The organism is Polynucleobacter sp. AP-Latsch-80-C2 (assembly GCF_018882185.1).
Classification (GTDB): Bacteria; Pseudomonadota; Gammaproteobacteria; order Burkholderiales; family Burkholderiaceae; genus Polynucleobacter.
Genome location: NZ_JACVOY010000009.1, coordinates 16,589 through 39,653, shown reverse-complemented (window position 1 = coordinate 39,653; position 23,065 = coordinate 16,589). Strand labels below are relative to the sequence as shown.

The 23,065-nt window shown below is 46.0% G+C and carries 18 protein-coding genes and 1 tRNA gene; 9 read left to right on the top strand and 10 right to left on the bottom strand.

All coding sequences use genetic code 11. The features are described from left to right. Positions 1 to 2 precede the first annotated feature (2 nt). Genes accC through scpA form a run of 4 tightly spaced genes read right to left on the bottom strand, consistent with a single transcriptional unit; the run spans position 3 to position 6,857 of the window. Entirely contained in the window at positions 3 to 2,027 is a 2,025-nt protein-coding gene (gene accC, locus ICN47_RS10100; RefSeq protein ID WP_216219890.1) for an acetyl-CoA carboxylase biotin carboxylase subunit, read from the bottom strand. Between the two features lie 27 nt (positions 2,028 to 2,054). Then, positions 2,055 to 3,587, bottom strand: a complete 1,533-nt coding sequence (locus ICN47_RS10095) for an acyl-CoA carboxylase subunit beta (RefSeq protein WP_216219816.1) — start codon at positions 3,585 to 3,587, stop codon at positions 2,055 to 2,057. 9 nt (positions 3,588 to 3,596) lie between these two features. Then, on the bottom strand, positions 3,597 to 4,622 hold the full coding sequence (gene meaB, locus ICN47_RS10090) for a methylmalonyl Co-A mutase-associated GTPase MeaB (protein WP_216219815.1): 1,026 nt from the start codon (positions 4,620 to 4,622) through the stop codon (positions 3,597 to 3,599). 15 nt (positions 4,623 to 4,637) lie between these two features. Next, on the bottom strand, positions 4,638 to 6,857 hold the full coding sequence (scpA, locus tag ICN47_RS10085; RefSeq protein ID WP_216219814.1) for a methylmalonyl-CoA mutase: 2,220 nt from the start codon (positions 6,855 to 6,857) through the stop codon (positions 4,638 to 4,640). A 61-nt stretch (positions 6,858 to 6,918) separates the two neighbouring features. On the opposite strand from scpA, the gene ICN47_RS10080 reads away from it, so the two are divergent. Beyond that, complete coding sequence (locus ICN47_RS10080) at positions 6,919 to 7,557, top strand: GntR family transcriptional regulator (protein WP_216219813.1); 639 nt, start codon at positions 6,919 to 6,921, stop codon at positions 7,555 to 7,557. A 60-nt stretch (positions 7,558 to 7,617) separates the two neighbouring features. On the opposite strand, the gene ICN47_RS10075 is transcribed toward ICN47_RS10080, so the two are convergent. Both ICN47_RS10075 and ICN47_RS10070 read right to left on the bottom strand, forming a co-directional pair. Then, entirely contained in the window at positions 7,618 to 7,971 is a 354-nt protein-coding gene (locus ICN47_RS10075) for a cytochrome c (RefSeq protein WP_216219812.1), read from the bottom strand. A gap of 13 nt (positions 7,972 to 7,984) precedes the next feature. After that, positions 7,985 to 8,350 (bottom strand): cytochrome c, encoded by a 366-nt coding sequence (locus tag ICN47_RS10070; RefSeq protein ID WP_216219811.1) that lies wholly within the window; start codon positions 8,348 to 8,350, stop codon positions 7,985 to 7,987. 176 nt (positions 8,351 to 8,526) lie between these two features. Here ICN47_RS10070 and ICN47_RS10065 point away from each other — a divergent pair, with 176 nt between their 5' ends. From ICN47_RS10065 to ICN47_RS10055, 3 genes are read left to right on the top strand one after another with little or no spacing between them, the layout of a single operon-like run. Next, positions 8,527 to 9,408, top strand: a complete 882-nt coding sequence (locus tag ICN47_RS10065) for a MoxR family ATPase (RefSeq protein WP_216219810.1) — start codon at positions 8,527 to 8,529, stop codon at positions 9,406 to 9,408. A 23-nt stretch (positions 9,409 to 9,431) separates the two neighbouring features. Then, positions 9,432 to 10,607 carry a VWA domain-containing protein gene (locus tag ICN47_RS10060; protein WP_216219809.1) on the top strand — a complete coding sequence of 392 codons (1,176 nt, stop codon included), beginning with the start codon at positions 9,432 to 9,434 and terminating at the stop codon, positions 10,605 to 10,607. 46 nt (positions 10,608 to 10,653) lie between these two features. After that, entirely contained in the window at positions 10,654 to 11,109 is a 456-nt protein-coding gene (locus tag ICN47_RS10055; RefSeq protein WP_216219808.1) for a RidA family protein, read from the top strand. A 21-nt stretch (positions 11,110 to 11,130) separates the two neighbouring features. On the opposite strand, the gene ICN47_RS10050 is transcribed toward ICN47_RS10055, so the two are convergent. After that, a complete protein-coding gene (locus ICN47_RS10050; protein ID WP_216219807.1) occupies positions 11,131 to 11,778 on the bottom strand; it encodes an NTP transferase domain-containing protein in 648 nt (215 codons plus the stop codon). 76 nt (positions 11,779 to 11,854) lie between these two features. Here ICN47_RS10050 and ICN47_RS10045 point away from each other — a divergent pair, with 76 nt between their 5' ends. Beyond that, positions 11,855 to 12,814 carry an XdhC family protein gene (locus ICN47_RS10045; protein WP_216219806.1) on the top strand — a complete coding sequence of 320 codons (960 nt, stop codon included), beginning with the start codon at positions 11,855 to 11,857 and terminating at the stop codon, positions 12,812 to 12,814. A 27-nt stretch (positions 12,815 to 12,841) separates the two neighbouring features. Here the strand turns inward: ICN47_RS10045 and parC are convergent, their stop codons facing one another. Continuing rightward, positions 12,842 to 15,220 carry a DNA topoisomerase IV subunit A gene (parC, locus tag ICN47_RS10040; RefSeq protein WP_216219889.1) on the bottom strand — a complete coding sequence of 793 codons (2,379 nt, stop codon included), beginning with the start codon at positions 15,218 to 15,220 and terminating at the stop codon, positions 12,842 to 12,844. 71 nt (positions 15,221 to 15,291) lie between these two features. Then, positions 15,292 to 17,280, bottom strand: coding sequence for a DNA topoisomerase IV subunit B (locus ICN47_RS10035; protein WP_216219805.1), 1,989 nt, complete (start codon positions 17,278 to 17,280; stop codon positions 15,292 to 15,294). A 79-nt stretch (positions 17,281 to 17,359) separates the two neighbouring features. On the opposite strand from ICN47_RS10035, the gene ICN47_RS10030 reads away from it, so the two are divergent. The 4 genes from ICN47_RS10030 (at position 17,360) to ICN47_RS10015 (ending at position 21,321) form a co-directional block, all read left to right on the top strand. Then, on the top strand, positions 17,360 to 18,580 hold the full coding sequence (locus ICN47_RS10030; RefSeq protein ID WP_216219804.1) for a CaiB/BaiF CoA-transferase family protein: 1,221 nt from the start codon (positions 17,360 to 17,362) through the stop codon (positions 18,578 to 18,580). 3 nt (positions 18,581 to 18,583) lie between these two features. Beyond that, the gene (locus tag ICN47_RS10025) at positions 18,584 to 19,816 is read left to right on the top strand and encodes an MFS transporter (RefSeq protein ID WP_216219803.1); all 1,233 of its coding nucleotides are present in this window, start codon (positions 18,584 to 18,586) and stop codon (positions 19,814 to 19,816) included. Between the two features lie 199 nt (positions 19,817 to 20,015). After that, a tRNA-Arg gene (locus tag ICN47_RS10020) sits at positions 20,016 to 20,090 on the top strand. Between the two features lie 208 nt (positions 20,091 to 20,298). After that, on the top strand, positions 20,299 to 21,321 hold the full coding sequence (locus ICN47_RS10015; protein ID WP_216219802.1) for a tripartite tricarboxylate transporter substrate binding protein: 1,023 nt from the start codon (positions 20,299 to 20,301) through the stop codon (positions 21,319 to 21,321). A gap of 84 nt (positions 21,322 to 21,405) precedes the next feature. Here ICN47_RS10015 and ICN47_RS10010 read toward each other — a convergent pair whose 3' ends face one another. Next, positions 21,406 to 23,064: a thiamine pyrophosphate-binding protein gene (locus tag ICN47_RS10010; RefSeq protein ID WP_216219801.1), complete on the bottom strand. Its 1,659-nt coding sequence runs from the start codon at positions 23,062 to 23,064 to the stop codon at positions 21,406 to 21,408. Position 23,065 lies beyond the last annotated feature (1 nt).

The window sequence follows — 23,065 nt, the reverse complement described above, 5'->3', positions numbered from 1 at the left end:
CCTTATTCAAAACGAATAATCAATTGATCTACTGCCAAGCTATCACCCTCTTTGGCGCAAATTTCCGCAACGATACCGTCTTGCATAGCCGATAAGGTGTTCTCCATCTTCATGGCCTCAATCGATGCCAGCTTCTGACCAGCAGTGACTGCCTCGCCAACGTTGACAGCAACCTTAGTCAACAGTCCTGGCATAGGAGACATGACTAATTTAGAAGTATCTGGCGGCAACTTGACTGGCATGCGACGCTGGAGCTCTGCACCCAAGGGACTCAGCACCATACACTCAAAATGCGCTCCATCAAGCACTAAAACAAACCTCACACCACGACGTTCAACTTGGGCGGTAATTTTATGGGTACCGTTGATGGTGGCTTTCAAGCAAATTTGACCTGGACGCCAATCACTCACAATGTCATATCGGCTAACGCCGTCGGCCTCATCGATGTATACGGAATAGATCCCATCTTTGAGTTCTACGCGAATAGGTACTTCAAGTGGATCTTTCATGGATCCGGTTTTTTTGCCGGTCACCACCACAAACTTCTTCGCGATGATCATTTCATGGCCGGCTAATTGGCCATCAATCATTTTGATGTGCTCAAGATAACGGTAGCGCATGAATGCAGCCAATGCTGCCAAACGCTTGGGATCTGCAGGTTGCACTGAATCTTTTTTGAATCCATCTGGATACTCTTCAGCAATAAATCCTGTCGTGAAGTCTCCATTCACAAAACGGGGATGCTGCAATAAGGCTGCCTGGAAAGGAATGTTTGAATGGATGCCACGAATGACGAAATCATTCAATGCTGAACGCATTTTCTCAATCGCCTCAGTACGATCCTTGCCATGCACGATGAGTTTTGCAATCATAGAGTCGTAGTACATCGGGATCTCACCACCCTCATATACACCGGTATCTACACGCACCCCATTAATGGATTCTGGCGGACGATATTTGACCAAGCGACCAGTCGAGGGCAAAAAGTTACGAAACGGATCATCTGCATTGATACGACACTCCATCGACCAACCGTCTAACTTGACATCCTCTTGCTTAAAGGCCAGCTTCTCGCCGGCTGCAACCCGAATCATTTGTTCTACAAGATCAAGCCCAGTAATACTTTCAGTCACTGGATGTTCAACTTGCAAACGAGTGTTCATCTCGAGGAAGTAGAAAGACTTATCCTTGCCAACCACAAACTCCACCGTACCGGCTGATTGATAATCCACTGCTTTCGCAAGAGCAACTGCCTGTTCCCCCATAGCCTTACGAGTATCAGGATCAATAAAAGGCGATGGCGCCTCTTCGATTACTTTTTGGTGACGCCGTTGTATAGAGCAATCACGCTCATTAAGGTAGACCACATTGCCATGAGAATCACCCAACACCTGAATCTCAATATGGCGTGGCCCTTCTACAAACTTCTCAATAAAAATGCGGTCATCACCAAAGCTATTCATTGCTTCGGTTTTGCAGGCCACAAATCCTTCGGCAGCCTCCTTATCATTAAACGCTACTCGCAAGCCTTTGCCGCCACCACCGGCCGAAGCCTTAATCATGACGGGATAGCCAATACCTTGAGCAATCTTGACCGCTTCTTCCGTTGTCGCAATGGCTTCATTGTGACCAGGAATCGTATTTACCTTAGCTTCTAAAGCTAATTTCTTAGAAGCAATCTTATCGCCCATTGCAGCAATGGATTGGTGTTTTGGGCCAATAAAGACAATGCCTTCTTCTTCGCAACGTTTAGCAAATTGCTCATTTTCAGATAAAAAGCCATATCCAGGATGCACAGCTTCAGCACCAGTGTCTTTACAGGCCTGAATAATGCGCTCCATGAGCAAATACGATTCGCGCGATGGTGCAGGCCCAATACAAACTGCCTCATCAGCAATTTGAACGTGACGCGCTTCCTTATCAGCCTCTGAATAGACGGCAACAGTTTTAATGCCCATCTTCTTGGCAGTTTTCATGACACGGCAAGCAATCTCACCGCGGTTAGCAATCAAAATTTTCTTAAACATTTTCGTAGTCATAATTTATCAGCGCCTTTACAGAGGAATATTGCCGTGTTTACGCGCAGGATTCTTCAAATCTTTGTCTTTCAACATCGCTAAAGAGCGAGCAATACGTTTACGAGTTTCATGAGGGAGAATCACGTCATCAATATAGCCACGACGTCCAGCCACAAAGGGGTTCGCAAACTTAGCCTTGTATTCAGCTTCGCGGGCGTAGATTTTTTCTGGATCTGATTTTTCTTCTCGAAAGATAATTTCGACGGCACCCTTTGGCCCCATTACAGCAATCTCTGCTGATGGCCAAGCAAAATTAACATCGCCACGTAAATGCTTGGAGGCCATCACGTCATACGCGCCTCCATAAGCTTTACGGGTAATCAAGGTTACCTTGGGCACAGTGCAATCTGCATAGGCATAAAGCAATTTCGCACCATGCTTAATGATGCCGCCATACTCCTGCGCGGTGCCCGGCATAAACCCAGGAACATCCACTAGCGTCACCACTGGTATATTAAAAGCATCACAAAAGCGCACAAAACGTGCCGCTTTAATTGAAGCCTTTATGTCTAAGCAACCAGCCAAAATTAATGGTTGGTTAGCGACGATACCAATGGACCGTCCTTCAATACGAGCAAATCCAATAACGATGTTTTTAGCGTAATCCGGTTGCAACTCAAAAAATTCACCGTCATCAACAATCTTTTCAATCAACTCTTTCATGTCATACGGCTGATTAGGATTAGATGGGACTAAGGTATCTAAAGAAAAATCCGGCTCCTCAGTGCGATTTGCACCCTTAATGAGTGGTGGTTTTTCACGATTCGAAAGGGGTAAGTAATTGAAGAAGCGACGCAACATCATGATTGCGTCCACATCATTATCAAACGCCAGGTCGCATACGCCAGAGACTGTTGAGTGGGTTACTGCACCGCCCAACTCTTCTGCAGTGACATCCTCATGGGTTACTGTCTTGACGACTTCCGGACCAGTCACGAACATATAAGAGCTGTCCTTCACCATAAAGATGAAGTCGGTCAATGCTGGTGAATACACAGCACCACCGGCTGATGGACCCATAATGAGTGAAATTTGGGGGATCACGCCAGAGGCTGTGACATTGCGTTGGAAAATTTCTGCATAGCCACCTAAAGAAGCTACGCCTTCTTGAATGCGCGCACCACCGGAGTCATTTAATCCAATTACTGGAGCGCCAACCTTGAGTGCTTGATCCATGATCTTGCAAATCTTTTCGGCATGTGCCTCAGATAAGGAGCCGCCTAGCACGGTAAAGTCTTGTGAAAATACAAACACTAAACGACCATTAATCATTCCATAACCAGTCACGACACCATCGCCAGGAACAGTTTGGTCACCCATGCCAAAGTCGTGACAACGGTGCTCAACAAACATATCCCATTCTTCAAAGGTACCAGCATCGAGCAGGAGCTCAATTCGCTCACGCGCAGTTAGCTTGCCTTTAGCGTGCTGTGCTTGTATCCGTTTCTGTCCGCCACCCAATCGGGCAAGCTCACGCTTGGCTTCCAGTTGTTGAATGATTTCCTTCATTTCCGCTCCTTAGAAAAATTCATGCCCCATGGACTCCAATAACCGTCTTGCGGCTACTGAAGCTGCCATAGTTCCTTGATTCACTTGGGCACTCAAACTCGGCAAGAGCTCTTGTACCGCCGTATTGCTACGAAATGCATTTTTTAAACCAGCATCGATACGATCCCACATCCATGCACCAGCCTGCTGTTTACGCCGTGCATCAAATTTGCTATTGGCTTTTTGTAGTTTTTGAAAATGCATCACCTTGTCCCAAAGCTCAGGAACGCCTTTGCCTTCAAGGGCACTTAAGGTCATTACTGTTGGATGCCAAAATTCTTGATCATGAGACGCATGATCTGGGTTACCTTGAAAACCCAACAGTCGTAATGAGCTGGTTATAAATAGTTGTGCACGCATGGCAGCATCAGGATCAATATCAACCTTATTAATCACAATTAAATCTGCAATCTCCATCACACCCTTTTTGATTGCCTGCAAATCATCGCCAGCATTTGGCAATTGAAGCAATACAAACATATCCGTCATTCCCGAGACTGCAATCTCACTTTGACCAACACCTACTGTTTCAACAATTACCACATCAAAGCCTGCAGCTTCTGCCACTAACATGGCTTCGCGAGTCTTTTCCGCTACGCCACCTAAGGTGAGTGATGAAGGGCTTGGGCGAATAAAGGCATTCTCTAAGACTGATAAGCGCTCCATACGAGTCTTGTCACCCAAGATAGAGCCGCCAGACAAACTAGAGGAAGGATCAATCGCCAATACGGCAACACGGTGTCCTTTATCTATTAGATAGAGCCCTAAGGTTTCAATTAGGGTAGATTTACCAACACCGGGTACACCCGAAATTCCAATTCGAAAAGATTTGCCTGTTTTCGGAAGTAAAGTATTGAGCACATCATCTGCACGCTGACGATGGTCCATGCGCGTTGACTCAAGCAAGGTAATAATCTTCGCGAGCGCACGACGCTGCAAGAGCGACGGTGGACCCACAAGATCATTGATCAAAGCCTGGTCGGCAGCAGTAAGCATGCTTCTGGTTCCGGCTTAGTTAGGCTTTGCAGACTTGCGAATTTGCTCCAGGACATCCTTTGCTGAAGCAGGTATAGGGGTTCCTGGACCATAAATTCCCTTGACCCCTGCTTCGTATAGGAATTCATAATCTTGTCTTGGTATCACTCCACCCACGAAAACAATGATGTCATCTGAACCCTGTTTTTTCAATTCAGCAATGATTGCTGGCACTAATGTTTTATGACCCGCTGCTAGTGTTGAGATTCCCAAGGCATGTACATCATTTTCAATCGCTTGTCGCGCACACTCCTCAGGGGTTTGGAATAAGGGTCCAATATCAACGTCAAAACCTAAGTCAGCAAATGCTGTAGCAACCACCTTTGCTCCGCGATCATGACCGTCCTGACCTAATTTTGCAATCATCACACGAGGACGGCGACCAAAGTCTTTTGCAAAATCTGCAATTTCAACCTTGAGTTTTTCCCAACCTTCAGCAGAATCATAAGCGGCAGCGTACACACCAGTCACCTTTTGAGTATCGGCGCGATGGCGCCCGTAAACCTTCTCTAATGCATCAGATACCTCACCCACGGTAGCGCGTAAACGAATCGCATTCACAGCCAATTCCAGTAAATTACCTGTATTGTCTGCCGCAGCCTTAGTTAACGCCTCTAATGCAGCCTCTACTTTTTTACTATCGCGCTTCGCTTTTATTTCTTTAAGACGCGCAACCTGACTTTCACGAACTTTGTCGTTATCAATCATCAATACATCGACCAGATCTTCTTTTGCTAACTTATATTTGTTAACACCCACAATCACATCAGAGCCAGAATCAATCTTGGCTTGCTTTTCAGCCGCTGCCGCTTCGATCCTCAACTTAGCCCACCCACTCTCAACGGCTTTCGTCATTCCACCCATGGCATCTACTTCTTGAATAATTTCCCAGGCTTTATCGGCCATTTCTTGCGTCAGGTTTTCCATCATGTAAGAACCAGCCCAAGGGTCAATTACGCTAGTAATATGCGTTTCTTCTTGTAATATCAATTGCGTGTTTCGAGCAATCCGACTTGAGAATTCAGAGGGCAAAGCAATTGCCTCATCAAAAGAATTGGTATGCAAGGATTGTGTACCACCAAACACGGCAGCCATCGCCTCGACAGTAGTTCTGACAACATTGTTATAGGGGTCTTGCTCCGTAAGCGACCAGCCAGAAGTTTGGCAATGGGTGCGCAACATCAAGGATTTTGGATTCTTAGGCTCGAAGGATTTCATAATGCGCCACCACAAGAGGCGGGCAGCACGCAACTTGGCAACTTCAAGATAGAAATTCATACCAATTGCAAAGAAGAATGACAGTCGACCAGCAAAACCATCGACATCCAGGCCTTTTGCTAAAGCGGTTTTGACGTACTCTTTGCCGTCGGCCAGAGTAAATGCAAGCTCTAATACTTGATTGGCGCCAGCTTCTTGAATGTGATAACCAGAAATTGAAATCGAGTTAAATTTTGGCATGTACTTAGCGGTGTACTCAATGATGTCACCAATAATCCGCATCGAGGGCTCTGGTGGATAGATATACGTATTACGCACCATGAACTCTTTCAGAATATCGTTCTGAATAGTTCCTGACAGCAGCTCTTGCTTAACGCCTTGCTCTTCAGCAGCCACAATGTAACCAGCCAATACCGGAAGGACGGCGCCATTCATCGTCATCGATACCGATACTTTATCCAATGGAATGCCATCGAACAAAATTTTCACATCTTCAATAGAGTCGATAGCAACGCCAGCTTTACCAACATCTCCAGTAACCCTAGGATGGTCAGAGTCATAGCCGCGATGCGTGGCTAAGTCAAATGCAACAGAGACGCCTTGACCGCCTGCATCTAAAGCTTTTCGATAGAAGGCATTAGATTCTTCTGCAGTTGAAAATCCAGCGTATTGACGAATAGTCCAAGGGCGTACTGAATACATCGTTGCCTGTGGGCCGCGCACAAATGGCTCAAAACCTGGCAAAGAATTGGTGTATTGCAAGCCTTCAGTATCTTCCGATGTGTATAAAGCCTTTAGGTGAATTCCGTCAGGGGTGTTCCAGCCGAGCTTGTCGACATCTCCGTTGGGCGCAGATTTTTGCGCAGACTTTTTCCAACCCTCCAGATTGCTATCTGGAACTGATGGCCATGATTGATTAGCTGAACTTTTCTTTTCTGAACTCACAAAGCACTCCCATTTGGTTTTGCTGCATTGCATCGAAACTTGTACTTATTCTCCTTGACAATTTAGTATTTGTCCAGTTAATGTATTCATAATTATGAATACAAAACTGAATAATAGACCGCTTTATGAGGACGTAGCAGACCGACTACGTGAGAAAATTTTCAACAAACAACTTCCATCCGGAAGCTGGTTGGACGAGCAAAGCCTTGCAGACCAATTTGGAATTAGTCGCACCCCGATGCGAGAAGCCATTAAGGTGTTAGCGTCAGAAGGCTTGGTGACGATCAAAATGCGGCGAGGCGCCTACGTAACAGAAGTAGATAGACGCGATTTGGAGCAAATTTTTACGATTCTATCCCTACTAGAGGGTCAAGCCGCCAAAGAAACATCCACCAAAGCTACTGAAGCTCAATTAAATCTCTTGGATCACCTTCACCATCGCCTGGAAAAGGCTGCTGCAGATCGAGATTTAGAGCAATTCTTTGAAATTAATGGCAAATTTCACGATTTAATACAGGAAATTGCCGGAAATCGCTGGATGAATGGCGTGATTGCTGATCTGAGAAAGGTTTTGAAATTACATCGCCGAGACTCATTAACCAGTACAGGACGACTGCAAAACTCCTTAGTTGAGCACCGTGAAATCCTCCGAGCTATACTGAAACGAGATGAACTTGCTGCAGAAACTGCTATGCGAAAACACCTCGCTCGAGGACTTGAAGCAGTAAAGTAAACCCCATAAAAAACAAAGGCTTAGAGTGTTAGTCTAAGCCTGTTTACGAAGATAGCCAGCTTACTTTTTAATGACGAAGTTTCCTGGCAACGTAGCTACATATGCAGCAATATCGCGCAGATCTGCTTCAGAAAATGCCTGAACTTGGGATGACATTACGGCGTTATTGCGTCCATATTGAGCGTTACTATTGCCTACTTGATAGGCCTTCAGGGCATAGTACAAATAGTCAGGGTACTGTCCAGCCAACTTTGGGTATGAAGGCAGAATAGGTGCATTTAAGCCTGCACCATGACAAGAGGCACAGTTGGCCTTTTCAACTATGGCTTGGCCTTTATCTGCGCTAGCAGCATTGACTAGGTTTACTGAGCCAACAGTGGCTAACAAAAGTGCGGAAACAAGTGCAAATTTCATAAACGTACCTCTATCACTTCAATGGGTTGTTAGGTGAGCTGGCTGTTTGCGCAGCATAGTATTCGCCTAGATCAGCCATATCCTGGTCAGATAGGCTGGCGGCAATTGAACGCATTGTTGGATGCTTTCTTTCGCCCTTCTTATATGCGGCTAATGCGCTAGCGATATAGGCGGCATTTTGCCCACCTAACATAGGCACTCTATAAACCAGTGGATAGTCAGCACGGTAATCAGGGATGGAATGGCAGCCGGTACAAAGCCAAACTTTGGCATTACCAGCCTGAGCTGAGCCCTTGACATCTTCAGCTTGGGCTGAAAAACCAGCAAAAGCTAAGCCAACACATAGGGTTAACTGAATAAGAATAGTGATTTTTTTCATAGCAATCATTTATAAATGAGTTTGATTTAGATCAATTTGGGAAGAGTATAGCGGACAGACGCCCTCTTAACCATTGTTTGGGCATTTCAATCCCCAAAATCAGTGAAAACACTGAAAAAATAACGTCCTTTACCTATACTGGAGCGCTTAATGAACGACTTATTGAACGCCTTTTTATGACACAAAAAAAACCATCCCAGCTAGACAATTCCCAAAGTCGCTTTGACGGTAGCCAAAGCTACGTGGCTACTGAAGATCTGAAATTAGCAGTCAATGCCGCCATTGCATTGCAACGCCCCCTTCTAATCAAGGGTGAACCTGGTACTGGAAAAACGATGTTGGCAGAGGAAGTTGCTAGCGCACTAAACATGCCCCTGTTGCAATGGCACATCAAGTCCACAACCAAAGCACAACAAGGTTTATACGAATATGACGCTGTTAGCCGCTTACGTGACTCACAGTTGGGTGACGAAAAAGTCAAAGATATTCGCAACTACATTGTTAAGGGCGTCTTATGGCAAGCCTTTGAAGCTGATGAACCCACCGTATTGCTCATTGATGAAATCGATAAAGCAGACATTGAATTTCCGAATGACTTGCTGCGTGAAATTGATCGGATGGAATTTTATGTTTATGAAACCAGAGAACTAATTAAAGCAAAGCATCGTCCTCTTGTCATCATTACATCCAATAATGAAAAAGAACTACCAGATGCATTTTTGCGCCGCTGCTTCTTTCATTACATCTCCTTTCCAGATGCGCAAACGATGCAAAGCATTGTGGATGTTCATCACCCTCACATCAAGGAGGATCTGCTAGATGCTGCGCTCAAGTCTTTCTATCAAATTCGCTCGCTCCCTGGTTTAAAAAAGAAACCTTCAACCTCAGAGTTGATTGATTGGTTAAAGCTATTGCTCGCAGAAGACATTCCTGCTAACGCCCTGTTTAGCACAGATGAAAAAATTGTGATTCCACCGCTACATGGCGCTTTGCTAAAAAATGAACAAGACATTCAATTATTTGAACGCTTGGTCATGATGAATCGTAACCATCGATAAATAATCACGCTGCGCCCTAGTCGATGTTGATTCAATTCTTTCTTAAGCTCAAAGAGGCAAAAATTCCCGTTTCTGTCAGGGAGTATTTAACGCTTTTGGAAGCTCTTAAGAAAGGCGTCATTCAACCTTCGATTGATGAGTTTTACCAATTAGCCAGAATGACTTTGGTAAAAGATGAGCAATACTTCGATCGATTCGATCAAGTATTTGGAAGTTACTTTCAGGGGGTTGAACAGATCATCGCCCTTTCTCCAGACATTCCACTAGATTGGCTCGAGAAGAAATTACAACGGGTTCTGACTGAAGAGGAAAAAGCTGCTTTGCAGAAATTAGGCGGTCCAGATGCTTTAAAAAAACGCCTTGAAGAACTTCTCAAGGAGCAAAAGGAATGGCATGGGGGTGGCAATAAATGGATCGGCGCAGGTGGTTCCTCCCCATTTGGTCATAGCGGATACCATCCAGAAGGCATTCGCATAGGTGGTGAAAGTGCAGGCAATCGAACAGCCATCAAAGTGTGGGAAGCTAGAGAATTTAAAGATTACGACGGCAATTTAGCTTTAGGAACCCGTAATATTAAAGTTGCCCTGCGACGCTTGCGTCGTTTTGCTCGCGAAGGTTCTACCTTAGAACTTGATCTTGATAAGACCATTCACTTTACGGCAGCAAACGCTGGGATGCTCGACATTCAGATGCGACCTGAGCGACACAATCAAGTGAAAGTATTGCTACTGATGGACGTTGGTGGCTCTATGGATGATCATATTGCTCGAATCGCTGAACTATTCTCTGCCGCAAAAGCCGAGTTCAAGCACCTAGAGCATTACTACTTTCATAATTGCGTCTATGAAAACTTATGGCAAAGCAATCGCAGACGCAGAGACCAAGTCACCGCCACGCAGGAGATCATTCATAAATATGGTCCTGATTACAAACTAATTTTTGTTGGGGATGCCACGATGTCCCCGTACGAAATTCTAAGTCCCAATGGCTCTGTGGAATATAACAATAAAGAAGCGGGTGCCGTATGGCTCAATCGATTGCTGGAACACTTCCCACACTTTGCCTGGTTAAACCCGGAGCCAGAGTCTATTTGGCAGTATCGTCAGTCGATCGACATTATGCGCAACCTCATGAAAGATCGGATGTACCCGGTAACATTAAATGGTCTAGAAAGTGCCATGCGCCAACTTTCCAAGTAAGATATTTTTATTCAATCTTTTTCAATTTCACTTTTTGAAAGCCTCCATGAGCACAATTCTTGAACGCCTTAAAACCCTCGGCATTGATTTACCTCCACCCGGTCCCCCGGCAGCAGCTTATATGATGGCAGCCACTTTGGGTAACACTGTTTTTTTATCCGGCCACATTGCAAAACAGGATGGCAAACCATGGGTAGGTAAACTTGGCAAGGATATGGAGACGGAAGTTGGTAAAGCTGCCGCGCGATCGATTGCCATAGACCTCATCGCTACCCTGCAAAATCATCTGGGCTCTTTAGACAAGGTAAAGCGCATTGTTAAGGTCATGGGCTTAGTGAATTCAACGGCCGAATATACCGAGCAACACTTGGTTATTAATGGCTGCTCTGAATTGCTCTTTGAAGTTTTTGGAGAATCAGGTAAACATGCGCGTAGTGCATTTGGCGTAGCCCAAATACCATTAGGTGCTTGCGTTGAAATTGAATTAATTGCGGAAATTTAAACCCAAACTTCGAGCCAATGACTACTTTGCTAATGCCTGTCTTTGGATGTCTTCCTCTGTATCGACATCCACAAGATAGGCCCTGTTCTTCGTAATAAATTGCTTTACCTTTTCTGTGTGGGTATCCATATAGGGTCTGCACACCATGCCTGGAATTTCTAGCATAGCCTCAATAGACTTTTTGGAAAACAGCACTGGATTGCCACGCTGACCATCCACCATAGGCAAAATCATTTCTTGATCTGGGTCTTTATTTTGGTACTCCTCAAGCAATGCTTGTATCTCTGCGCTGCCAATCTCCGGTTGGTCTGATAGGGCGACTAAGAGCACGTCATAATTTTTGGTGGTAGATTCCAATCCCAAGCGAATCGATGAGCCTTGACCTTTATCTGGCTGGGAATTGTGCAAAACCTTTACTGGGTAGTTCAATTCGTTGATGAAGCTTTGTAGATGCCCCTCAATTGCTGGCGCATGAAAGCCGGTTACTAGTAGCAACTGGACAGGATTTAACGTTTGGGCAGCTAGGCAAAAACGTTTAAGTAAGCTCTGACCTGATTTCTTTATTAAAGCCTTTGGAAATGTACCCATGCGGCTCCCCTGGCCTGCAGCTAACAGCAATATAGCTAAACGCAGATTGGGGGACTCAGAAGTCAGACGGGACGTGCTCATTAGAGTGATAATAAATAGGAATTGTGAATTAAGTAGCTAGCAATCATAAAAATAAGATAGAGAAATTAGAGATAGCATGAACAGCACCGATTTAAGCGTCCTTAAAACTGCGGTATCTTGGCTCAAAGAAGGTCACCCCGTTGCAATTGCTACGGTTGTCCAAACCTGGGGCTCAGCGCCCCGCCCTCTTGGATCATGGCTAGCCATCCGTCAGGATGGACAGGTAGCAGGATCGGTATCCGGCGGATGCGTAGAAGATGACCTAATACGACGAGTTCAATCAGAAATCTTAACCCGCAATACACCTGAAATGGTTGTTTATGGCGTGAGCCAGCAAGAAGCTGCTCGCTTTGGATTGCCTTGCGGAGGTACGCTTCGACTGCTGGTTGAACCTAAACCTGAGCTGGCAGTTTTAGGGCAGCTGTTAGATAAAATCTCATCCCATCAAATTGTCCGACGTACTGTTGATCTGCAATCAGGCAAATCAAACTTATCAATTGGCACACGTCAGGATGCATTTAGCTGCACTGAAGAAGTAATGTGCACAACCTATGGTCCACGTTGGCGGATGGTCATCATTGGTGCAGGACAGCTCTCTCTGTACACCGCAGACTTTGCCTTAGCCTCTGACTTTGAAGTGATCGTCATTGATCCACGGGAAGAATATGCCGAAGGCATTCATCGTGAGGACGTCAGCTTCTTTAAAGGCATGCCTGACGATGTCTTGCTAGAAATTGGAGTTGACCCACACACTGCTGTAGTTGCACTGACTCACGATCCAAAGTTGGATGACATGGCTTTAATGGAAGCACTCAAATCACCAGCATTTTATGTAGGGGCTTTAGGCAGTCGTAAAAACACCCAAAAGCGCAAAGAGCGTCTTTTAGAGTTCGATCTCAATCAAGAACAAGTTGATCGACTCCATGGTCCAGTGGGGCTTTATATTGGCGCTCTCACGCCACCAGAAATTGCGGTCTCAATTTTGGCCGAAGTCATTGCCGTCAAATACGGCATTAGCATCCCTAAAAAGGAATAAGCAAGTCTCAGCAAACCAAGTAAAAACTTAGTTTGCCTTGAGCTTGCCATCCTTGAGTCTTGGCTCAACGAAATGTCCTTTGCGTGCGCGATTACCTGCAAATGATTTCAGCGTCTTCGCATCTAGACTCAGCTCAGTCGGCTTACCTGCACGACCAGCACCAGAATATGTTGCACCGCTTGGACCAACAGCAATCGCAGAAGCAAGAGCTTCCTTATCATCCAAGCCCATGAGAATCACACCCTTACCACCGGTCGGAAGACGCTTTAACTCGTCTAATGGGAATACCAATAATTTAGAAGCTTCAGACAAACAGGCTACCTGCTTCATGCCTACTTGGACTTTAGCTGCCCCCAAGGGAGCATCACCCGGAACTTTGAGATCAACACTGATGAATGACTTACCGGCCTTATTGCGGGTACTCATATCAGAGACATTTGCCAGGAAGCCATAGCCCGCCTTAGTGGAAAGCAACACTAAGTCATCGGGCTGACCAGCGTAATAAGCCACCATTTGCGATCCTGCTGCCAAGTTCACAAAACTGGTTAATGGAGAGCCATCTCCACGTGCACCCGGTAGCTCGCTAACTGGGACTGTATAAACCCGCCCATCACTACCAAATCCTTGGATGACATCTACCGTTCTCACTTCAAAGGTTGCATAGAGCGCATCACCTGCCTTAAAGGCAAATTGGGTTGCATCATGCTCATGACCTTGACGTACACGGACCCAACCTTTTTGAGAAACAATGACGGTTACTGGCTCATCAATGACTTTAGTTTCGGCTACAGCACGCTTATCTTCTTGAATCAGAGTGCGGCGATCATCCCCAAAATCTTTCATATCCGCTTCAATTTCTTTAATGATGCGTTTACGTAAGATCGAATCGTTTTGTAGCAAACCCTCTAAATCGTCGCGTTCTGACTTGAGCTCTTTGAGCTCTTGCTCAATTTTGATACCTTCAAGACGAGCTAATTGACGCAAACGAATATCCAAAATATCTTCAGCTTGACGATCTGTGAGCTTGAATTCTTTAATCAAATCTTGCTTAGGCTCATCGCTATTGCGAATGATCTTAATCACCTTGTCGATATTCAGAAGAACGGTTAGACGCCCTTCCAAGATATGCATGCGGTCTTTTACTTTGCCCAAACGATGTTGCGTACGACGGGTAACAGTACCCACTCTGAATGCAATCCACTCCGAGAGAATATCTTTCAGATTCTTTTGACGAGGACGGCCATCATTACCAATCATCACCAAATTCATTGGGGCATTGGACTCTAACGAGGTATGCGCTAGCAATAGGTTGACGAATTCATTAACGTCAATATTTTTACTCTTAGGTTCAAATACCAAACGCACTGCAGCATCTTTGCTCGATTCATCACGCACACAATCGAGCACATTTAAGATAGTGGACTTGAGATTATTCTGTTCAGGGGTTAAGGTTTTCTTACCAACCCGTACCCTTGGATTGGTGATCTCCTCTATCTCCTGTAATACGCGCTGGGATGAAGTCGCTGGAGGTAATTCATTCACGATAATTTGCCATTGACCGCGAGCCAGCTCCTCTACAGACCAACGTGCACGTACCTTGACACTGCCGCGCCCTGTTTCGTATATCTGCGCGAGTTCTGCAGTTGATGAAATAATTTGTGCGCCCCCTGGATAATCAGGTCCAGGCATGATTTCAAGCAGCTCTGCTGTAGACAGCTTAGGTGATTTCATTAAGGCAATTGCCGCAGCAGCAACTTCACGTAAGTTATGCGATGGAATCTCTGTTGCCATACCCACGGCAATGCCGGAAGCGCCGTTGAGCAGAACAAACGGCAAACGTGCCGGCAAAAGCTTTGGCTCTTGAAAAGAACCGTCATAGTTTGGTGCGAAATCAACTGTACCTTCATCAATTTCACTAAGCAATAAGCCGGCAATCTTGGTTAAACGGGCTTCGGTATAACGCATTGCCGCAGCGCCATCGCCATCCCGTGAACCGAAATTTCCCTGTCCATCAATGAGGGGGTAACGCAACGAAAAGCTTTGTGCAAGACGAACTAAGGCGTCGTAAGCGGATTGATCACCATGTGGGTGAAACTTGCCTAATACATCACCCACTACGCGCGCACTCTTGACTGGTTTTGCATCTGCGCGCAATCCCATTTCACTCATCGAGAACAAAATACGACGTTGCACTGGCTTTTGACCATCTGCCACATCTGGCAGTGCACGCCCTTTGACAACACTAATGGCGTAATCAAGATAGGCGCGCTCAGCATAAACAGCCAGCGTCAAACTGTCTTTACCATCCTCATTTAGATCAACCGTATTGGGATCGTGTGGATCCTTGGGGCCATTACCAGATGGGTTAGGTGTAACCGGGGCTTGATCAACCTCGACGATATCCATCTCTACAGGATTAGCAAATAAATCTGCCTGCTCATTCACGTCGTTCTTGGTTGGAGTCTTTTTGATTGCCATTAGATATCTGCCTCAACTTCGTTACCGCGCTCTTCTAGCCAATCTCGGCGAGCACCTGACTCTGATTTACCCATCAGCATATCCATTGTTTTAAAGGTTTCATCCTCTGTCCATGCACCCAAAGTAACCGGCAGCAATCGACGAGTATCTGGATTTAAGGTGGTATCCCATAACTGTTCTGCGCTCATTTCACCCAGACCTTTAAAACGAGAAATTTGCCAAGCTGACTCTTTCACACCATCTTTACGCAATTTATCTTCGATGGCTTGTAGTTCATTCGCATCTAAGGCATAGATCTTTTGTGCCGGTTTCTTGCCACGCGCAGGAGCATCAACCCTAAAGAGCGGAGGTCGTGAAATATGAATATGACCCAACTCGATTAATTTCGGGAAGTGTTTGTAAAAGAGCGTTAAGAGCAGAACCTGAATATGCGAACCATCGACGTCCGCATCCGACAAAATGCAGACTTTTCCGTAGCGTAAATTCGATAAATCCGGAGTGTCATTCATACCATGGGGATCAACTCCTATGGCAACGGCAATATCGTGCACTTCATTGTTGGCAAATAGGCGATCGCGCTCAGCCTCCCAGGTATTTAATACCTTGCCCCGTAATGGCAGAATCGCTTGATATTCCTTGTTACGACCCATCTTCGCAGAACCGCCGGCTGAATCACCCTCCACCAAGAAAATCTCATTGAGTGAAGTGTCCTGGCTTTCGCAATCAGTTAACTTACCGGGAAGAACTGCAACTCCAGAAGATTTTTTCTTTTCAACTTTTTGACCTGCTCGAGTACGCGCTTGAGCTTGCTTGATCACCAAATCCGCGAGTTTGCGGCCGTAATCTACGTGTTGATTTAACCAAAGCTCAAGGGCAGATTTAACGTAGCCTGAAACTAGGCGCACGGCATCACGTGAATTTAAGCGCTCCTTAATCTGACCTTGGAACTGCGGGTCAAGAACTTTTGCTGACAAGATAAAAGAGGCGCGCGCGAATACGTCTTCTGGCATTAACTTCACACCCTTAGGCTGTAAGGCATGCATCTCAACGAAACCTTTAACGGCGTTAAATAATCCCTCACGCAAACCACTCTCATGCGTGCCCCCTGCTGGTGTTGGAATTAAATTGACATAACTCTCACGTACTGGAGCACCATCTTCGGTCCAAGAAACAACCCAAGCAGCGCCCTCGCCTTCAGCAAACGAATCTTCTTCACCAGTTCCAGTTGCATATTGCTCGCCCTCAAAGGGTGGAATGACTTCGGGGCCATGTCCTGCATGAGCAATCGCTTCATTCAAATAGCCCCGCAGACCTTGAGCGTATTGCCAGGTTTGGGTATCACCTGATTTTTCTTGAATGAGTGTAACTTTGACGCCTGGCAATAAAACTGCTTTAGAGCGAAGCAAACGAATGAGCTCTGGCATTGGGATAGCAGAGCTATCAAAGTACTTTCCATCTGGCCAAGCTCTAACGCGCGTGCCATGGGACTTATCTTCTTTTGAAGATGGTTTCGTTTTGAGTTTCTCGATCACCTTGCCATCAGCAAAGGTCAAGGTAGAAATTTGCCCATCGCGCCAAACAGTGACTTCTAAGCGCTTGGATAAAGCATTCGTAACTGAAACTCCCACGCCATGCAAGCCGCCTGAAAAAGCATAAGCACCACCGGTGCCTTTTTCAAACTTACCGCCAGCATGAAGCTGGGTGAACACAATTTCTACTACTGGAAGTTTTTCTGTGGGATGCATTCCAACTGGAATACCTCGACCATCATCCTCTATGCTGACGCTGCCATCGGTGTGTAAGGTCACAATAATTTGCTTACCAAACCCACCCAAAGCCTCATCAGATGCGTTATCCAACACCTCTTGAATGATATGCAACGGATTATCGGTACGGGTATACATACCAGGCCGTTGACGGACTGGTTCTAGTCCCTTGAGGACCTGAATCGACGATTCACTATATTCGGAAGTTTTACGGGTAGCCATGCGCGCAAATTGTAGTCATGTCTGAAGCTTAACCCGAACTTTTCGGCAAAGCCCCCATCATCCATGCCAAAATTGGGGCATGGGAGCCTTAAGTCATATACGCGTTCTAGATCTTAGCCGGGTGCTAGCCGGCCCTTGGTGTACTCAAAACCTTGCTGACCTAGGTGCAGACGTCATCAAAGTGGAAAGACCGGTCGTTGGAGACGATACTCGCCACTGGGGACCCCCTTTTGCTAAAGATGCCCAGGGGAATGAAACAGCTGAATCTGCCTATTTTATTTGCATCAATCGCAATAAACGCTCCATTACAGTCGATATCTCCAAGCCAGAGGGTCAAGAAATCATTCGTGAACTCGCCAAAGAGTCCGATATCGTCATTGAAAACTACAAAGTCAATGACTTATTGAAATACGGACTGGATTACGAGAGTCTCAAATCAATCAAGCCAGACCTCATTTATTGCTCGATTACAGGTTTTGGACAAACCGGTCCTTACGCACATCGGCCTGGCTATGATTTCATTATTCAAGGCATGGGTGGGTTTATGAGCGTCACCGGTGAAGCGGATGAATTTGAAGGGGCTAGCCCACAAAAATCAGGGGTGGCTATAGCCGATATTTTTACCGGTATGTACGCAACCACTGCAATTTTGGCAGCAGTCGTCCATCGAGATAAAACAGGTGAAGGCCAATACATTGACATGTCATTACTCGATACACAAATCGCGGTGATGGCTAATGTCTCGAGCGCCTACCTCACCTCAGGAACTGTTCCTGCTCGCTGGGGCAATGCCTCACCCATCATCGTTCCCTATCAAACCTTCCCCACTTCCGATGGCTGGATGATTGTGGCAGCTGGTAATGACAGTCAATATCGACATTTTGTCAGTGCTGGTGGCGAAGAACATTTAGCGGATAACCCACTATTTAAAACCAATCCACTGCGTGTCGAACACCGAAAAAAGCTCATCCCCCTTCTTGAGGTAATGACTCGCAAGAAATCCAAGACGGAATGGATCGCCTTGCTAGAGAAAGCAAATGTTCCCTGTGGACCAATCAATAATTTCAAAGAAGTTTTTGAAAATGAACAAGTGATTGCACGGAAAGTACAAATCAATGTGCCTCATCCCACTGTTGGCAATATGAAATTAGTCGCAAGCCCAATGAAGTTATCCAAAACGCCAACGGAGGTTCGGATGGCGCCCCCAACACTAGGACAACACACAGATGAGATCTTGCATGAGCGCTTGAAGCTCAATGATGAGTCCATTGCATCTCTACGAGATAAAGGAATCATCTAAGTCATGAGCAACGCTACCCCCAAACCAGGGCTCTCGATGAAGCAGGTCCTCATCTTTGGAGGCCTCATGGTGACACTCTCCATGGGGATCCGCCATGGATTTGGTTTGTTTAATCTGCCAATTACCTTGGCCAATGGCTGGGGACGAGAAACCTTTGCCTTGACTATTGCGCTGCAAAATCTGATTTGGGGCGCAGTGCAGCCAGTAACTGGCGCCCTGGCCGATCGCTATGGTGCATTCAAAATCATGATTGCTGGTGGCATTCTTTATGCCCTTGGATTAGCTGGCATGGCGATTTCAAACGATGTGATGAATTTCACCCTCGCCGGTGGCTTACTGATTGGGCTTGCACAAACCGCTACAACCTACAGCATGGTTTACGGAATTCTGGGGCGCAACGTCCCGGCAGATAAACGCGTCTGGGCGATGGGCATTGCCGCCGCCGCAGGTTCATTTGGTCAATTCTTAATGATCCCAGTTGAACAAGGATTATTAAGCGCCTTTGGTGCACAAGACGCACTACTGCTACTTGGTCTGATGGCCAGCCTGATGATCCCGACGGCTTTTATGTTGCGTGAAAAGAATTTTGCATATCAACATCAGCTTGGCGATCAAACGATTAAAGAAGCTCTGAAAGAGGCAATTCGCAATCCTAGTTTTCGCTTGCTTACCTTGGGATACTTTGTCTGCGGCTTTCAAGTTGTTTTTATAGCAGTGCACTTGGCGCCATATCTCAAAGATTTATCTAGCGTATTTCCAGCAGTCGGCGCACCTGCAGTAGCAACGACAGCTTTGGCATTGATTGGGCTCTTTAATATTTTTGGGACTTATTGCGCCGGCATCTATGGTCAACGCTTTCCAAAGCGTTATTTATTGTCTGGCATATATTTGGGTCGCTCTATTGCCATCACTGGATTTTTGTTAATCCCACTCTCACCATGGAGCACTTATATCTTTGCTTCGATTATGGGATTTTTATGGTTATCTACAATCCCACTGACCAACGGCATCGTCGCTCAGATATTTGGCGTCAAATACCTAACAATGCTCTCAGGGCTCGTATTCTTCTCCCATCAGCTCGGCAGTTTCTGTGGTGCGTTTTTTGGAGGCTATTTATTTGATCGCACCGGCTCTTATCTCATTGTTTGGGAAATTGCTATTGCTTTGGGAGTTTTCGCTTTCTTGGTCAATTTACCCGTAAAAGAACGCGCTCTGGTTCGAACGATCCATGCCTAAGTACAATCAGATGCTGATAAGGAAGCGCTGTGTCTTGCGCTGGTCTTTGTACCTCTTCGCTGGCTTTGTCTTGGCTTTGGTCTTTTCCAGCTACTTTGCGCCCGAGGTAATGATTGCCATTACTAATCAAGTTTGGGCTTTTTGTGGGTGGTAGGCTGCAAGCGCTTTCATTAACATACTTTTAATTATTTGGAGCATTCTCGCCGTAGCACAATGGATAGTGCACATGCCTCCTAAGCGTGGGATACAGGTTCGATTCCTGTCGGCGGGACCAAGAAATGCAAAACTTATCCACAGCCCTTGTGGATAAATCGCCAAAAGTTTTCGTAAGTCGTGGATTTATATAGAGCAAGCTAGCGTGCTCAATTGTTAAGCATTAATGACAAACCGCTAGGAAATGGTTTACATTGTCGATAGGCAAAATAAATATAAATAACATCACATGAAAATGTGATAAGACCTTAAAAATGGAGATGGTAATAATGGCAATTCACTCAAAATTGATTGTGCGACTCAGCGCCGCTCTAACGTGCACGTCGGCTTTACTCGCGTTCTCATTTCCCGCTTATGCACAAAGCACCTATCCCAATAAGCCGATTCGTTTTGTTGTGCCATTTCCAGCAGGCGGCGCAACAGACAACGTAGCTAGACCACTTCAGAATGAACTGCTTACAACTAATAAGTGGAATGTCATCATTGATAACAAACCAGGTGCCGGTGGCAATATCGGTGGTGAAATTGTTGCTAAGTCAGCGCCTGATGGTTACACCTGGTTAATGGCCTCTGTTGGAACTCATGGCATTAATCAACCGCTCTACACCCAAGGTGGCGGCAAGATGCCGTTTGATCCCATCAAAGACTTCACGCCGATTACTCTGGTTGCTGAATTGCCAAACGTATTGGTTTTAAATCCAGAGTTTGCTGCTAAGAACAACATTAATAGCGTGAATGACCTTATTGCCTATGCCAAAAAGCATCCAGGCAAAGTCAATATGGCTTCTAGCGGCAACGGCACCTCGATCCATATGGCTGGTGAGCTCTTTAAATCAATGACCAAAACCTATATGGTGCACTTGCCGTATAAAGGCAGCCCACCTGCCGTTACCGACTTAATGGCTGGCAACGTGGACATCATGTTTGATAACCTACCTTCATCCATCAATTACATTCGTGCTGGACGTTTAAAAGCCCTTGCAGTCACGAGCGCAAAACGCTCACCTGCTTTTCCGGATCTACCAACGATTGCTGAGGCAGCAAATTTACCGGGGTACGAAGCAACTTCTTGGTTTGGCATTGTGGGCCCAGCTAATATGCCGGCTGATATTTTGAATAAGGACAGCACAGAATTAATGGCTGCCATCAACAGCCCCTCTGTAAGAGAAAAATATCTCGCTATGGGAGCGCAACCTGTCGGCAATACGCCTGCACAATTTGCAAATTTCATCAAAGGCGAAATTGCTAAATGGACTAGGGTAGTAAAAGACTCTGGCGCAAAGGTGGACTAGTAGACAAGGTTTACCCAATGCCAAAAGCAAAAAGAGGAGCATCGCTCCTCTTTTTTATTGTTGAATTATCAGTGAGAAATCAGCTTACTTGGCTAACTTTGATAATAGCTTTGTAGGCGTAATGACTTCCGGATCTAGCACCAGCTCAATGAGAGCACCCTTATTGCTCGCTAAGGCCTTTTCAAAGGTCGCTGCAAACTCTTCCGTTTTGCTAACGCGATAACCTGGGATTCCAAAGCTTTCGGCAAACTTTACAAAATCCGGATTGGTTAATCCGGTTCCCATCACACGCTTGGTAAATTCACGCTCTTGATGCATACGAATTGTGCCGAGCATGCCGTTATTCACCACCAAGACAATGGGATAGGCTTCATATCTAGCTGCTGTTGCTAACTCTTGGCAGTTCATCATGAAATCACCATCGCCACAGACGGCAATGACTACTCTATTGGGTTCAGCGATCTTGGCGGCAATCGCTGCTGGCAAGCCATAACCCATGGATCCATTGGTGGGCGCGAGTTGACTCTTAAATCCACCGTAGGGATAAAAACGGTGAACCCAGGTAGCAAAATTTCCCGCTCCATTCGTGATGATGGCATTACGCGGGATGGCATTTGGCAAAGAAGCCATGATTTGCGCGAGTTGTAGGTCACCCGGAACATTCACTGGCTTAGACCAGACAAGGTATTCATCATGGGCAGTTTGCATCTGCTGTTGATCGTAAGCAGGTCCCATTTTGATTTCTGTCAGAGCTGCACAGAAATTCTCAGGGCTACAGTTAATTGCAAATTCCGGGCGATATACCCGACCTAATTCATCGGGGCTTGATAAAACATGAATAAGCTTGTTCTTGGCTTGTGGTGGTGTCAAGATGCTGTAACCCGCCGTGGTCATCTCGCCTAGACGCTCTCCAATTACCAATAAGACATCTGCCTCTTGAATGCGCTTTACCAAAGCTGGATTAGCAGCGATTCCTAAATCTCCTGCATAGCAAGGATCTTGGTTATCAATCAGATCTTGCCAACGAAAGCTCGTTGCTACCGGGACATTCTCGCGCTTAGCCCATGCCTTCAGACTATCGCAAGCCGCAGCATTCCAATTGCCACCGCCGGCCAAGACCATCGGATTTTTTGCATTAGCAAATGCTTTCATGGCATCTGCAAAGATCTGACGATCTAATCCTGGTTGAACAATATGTGCAGCTCCAGTGGGTTTTTCCTCATCCTCTAGATACAGTACATCTTCTGGCAAAGCCAGTACTACTGGCCCTTGGCGACCTGACTGAGCGATATGAAATGCATGAGATACAAATTCATCGATCCGATCTACTCGATCAATGCTTCCTACCCACTTGGCGCATTCAGAGTACATACGGCGGTAATCCACCTCCTGAAAAGCTTCACGCTCCACCATATCGGTACCCACTTGGCCAATTAATAAAACCATTGGTGTGGAGTCTTGATAGGCAGTATGAATGCCTACCATGGCATTGGAGGCGCCGGGGCCACGAGTCACCATCACCACGCCTGGCTTACCGGTTAACTTGGCATAGGCTTCTGCCATATATGCAGCGCCACCTTCTTGCCGACAGGTAATAAATTGAAAATTGCCTTGATCAACTAAGCCATCCAGTAGCGGTAAAAAACTCTCACCTGGGACGCCAAAGGCAATATCTACCCCCTGACGAACAAGTGCGTTTGCCAGTATTTGGCCGCCATGCATGATTTTTTTGGATGTCCCCATT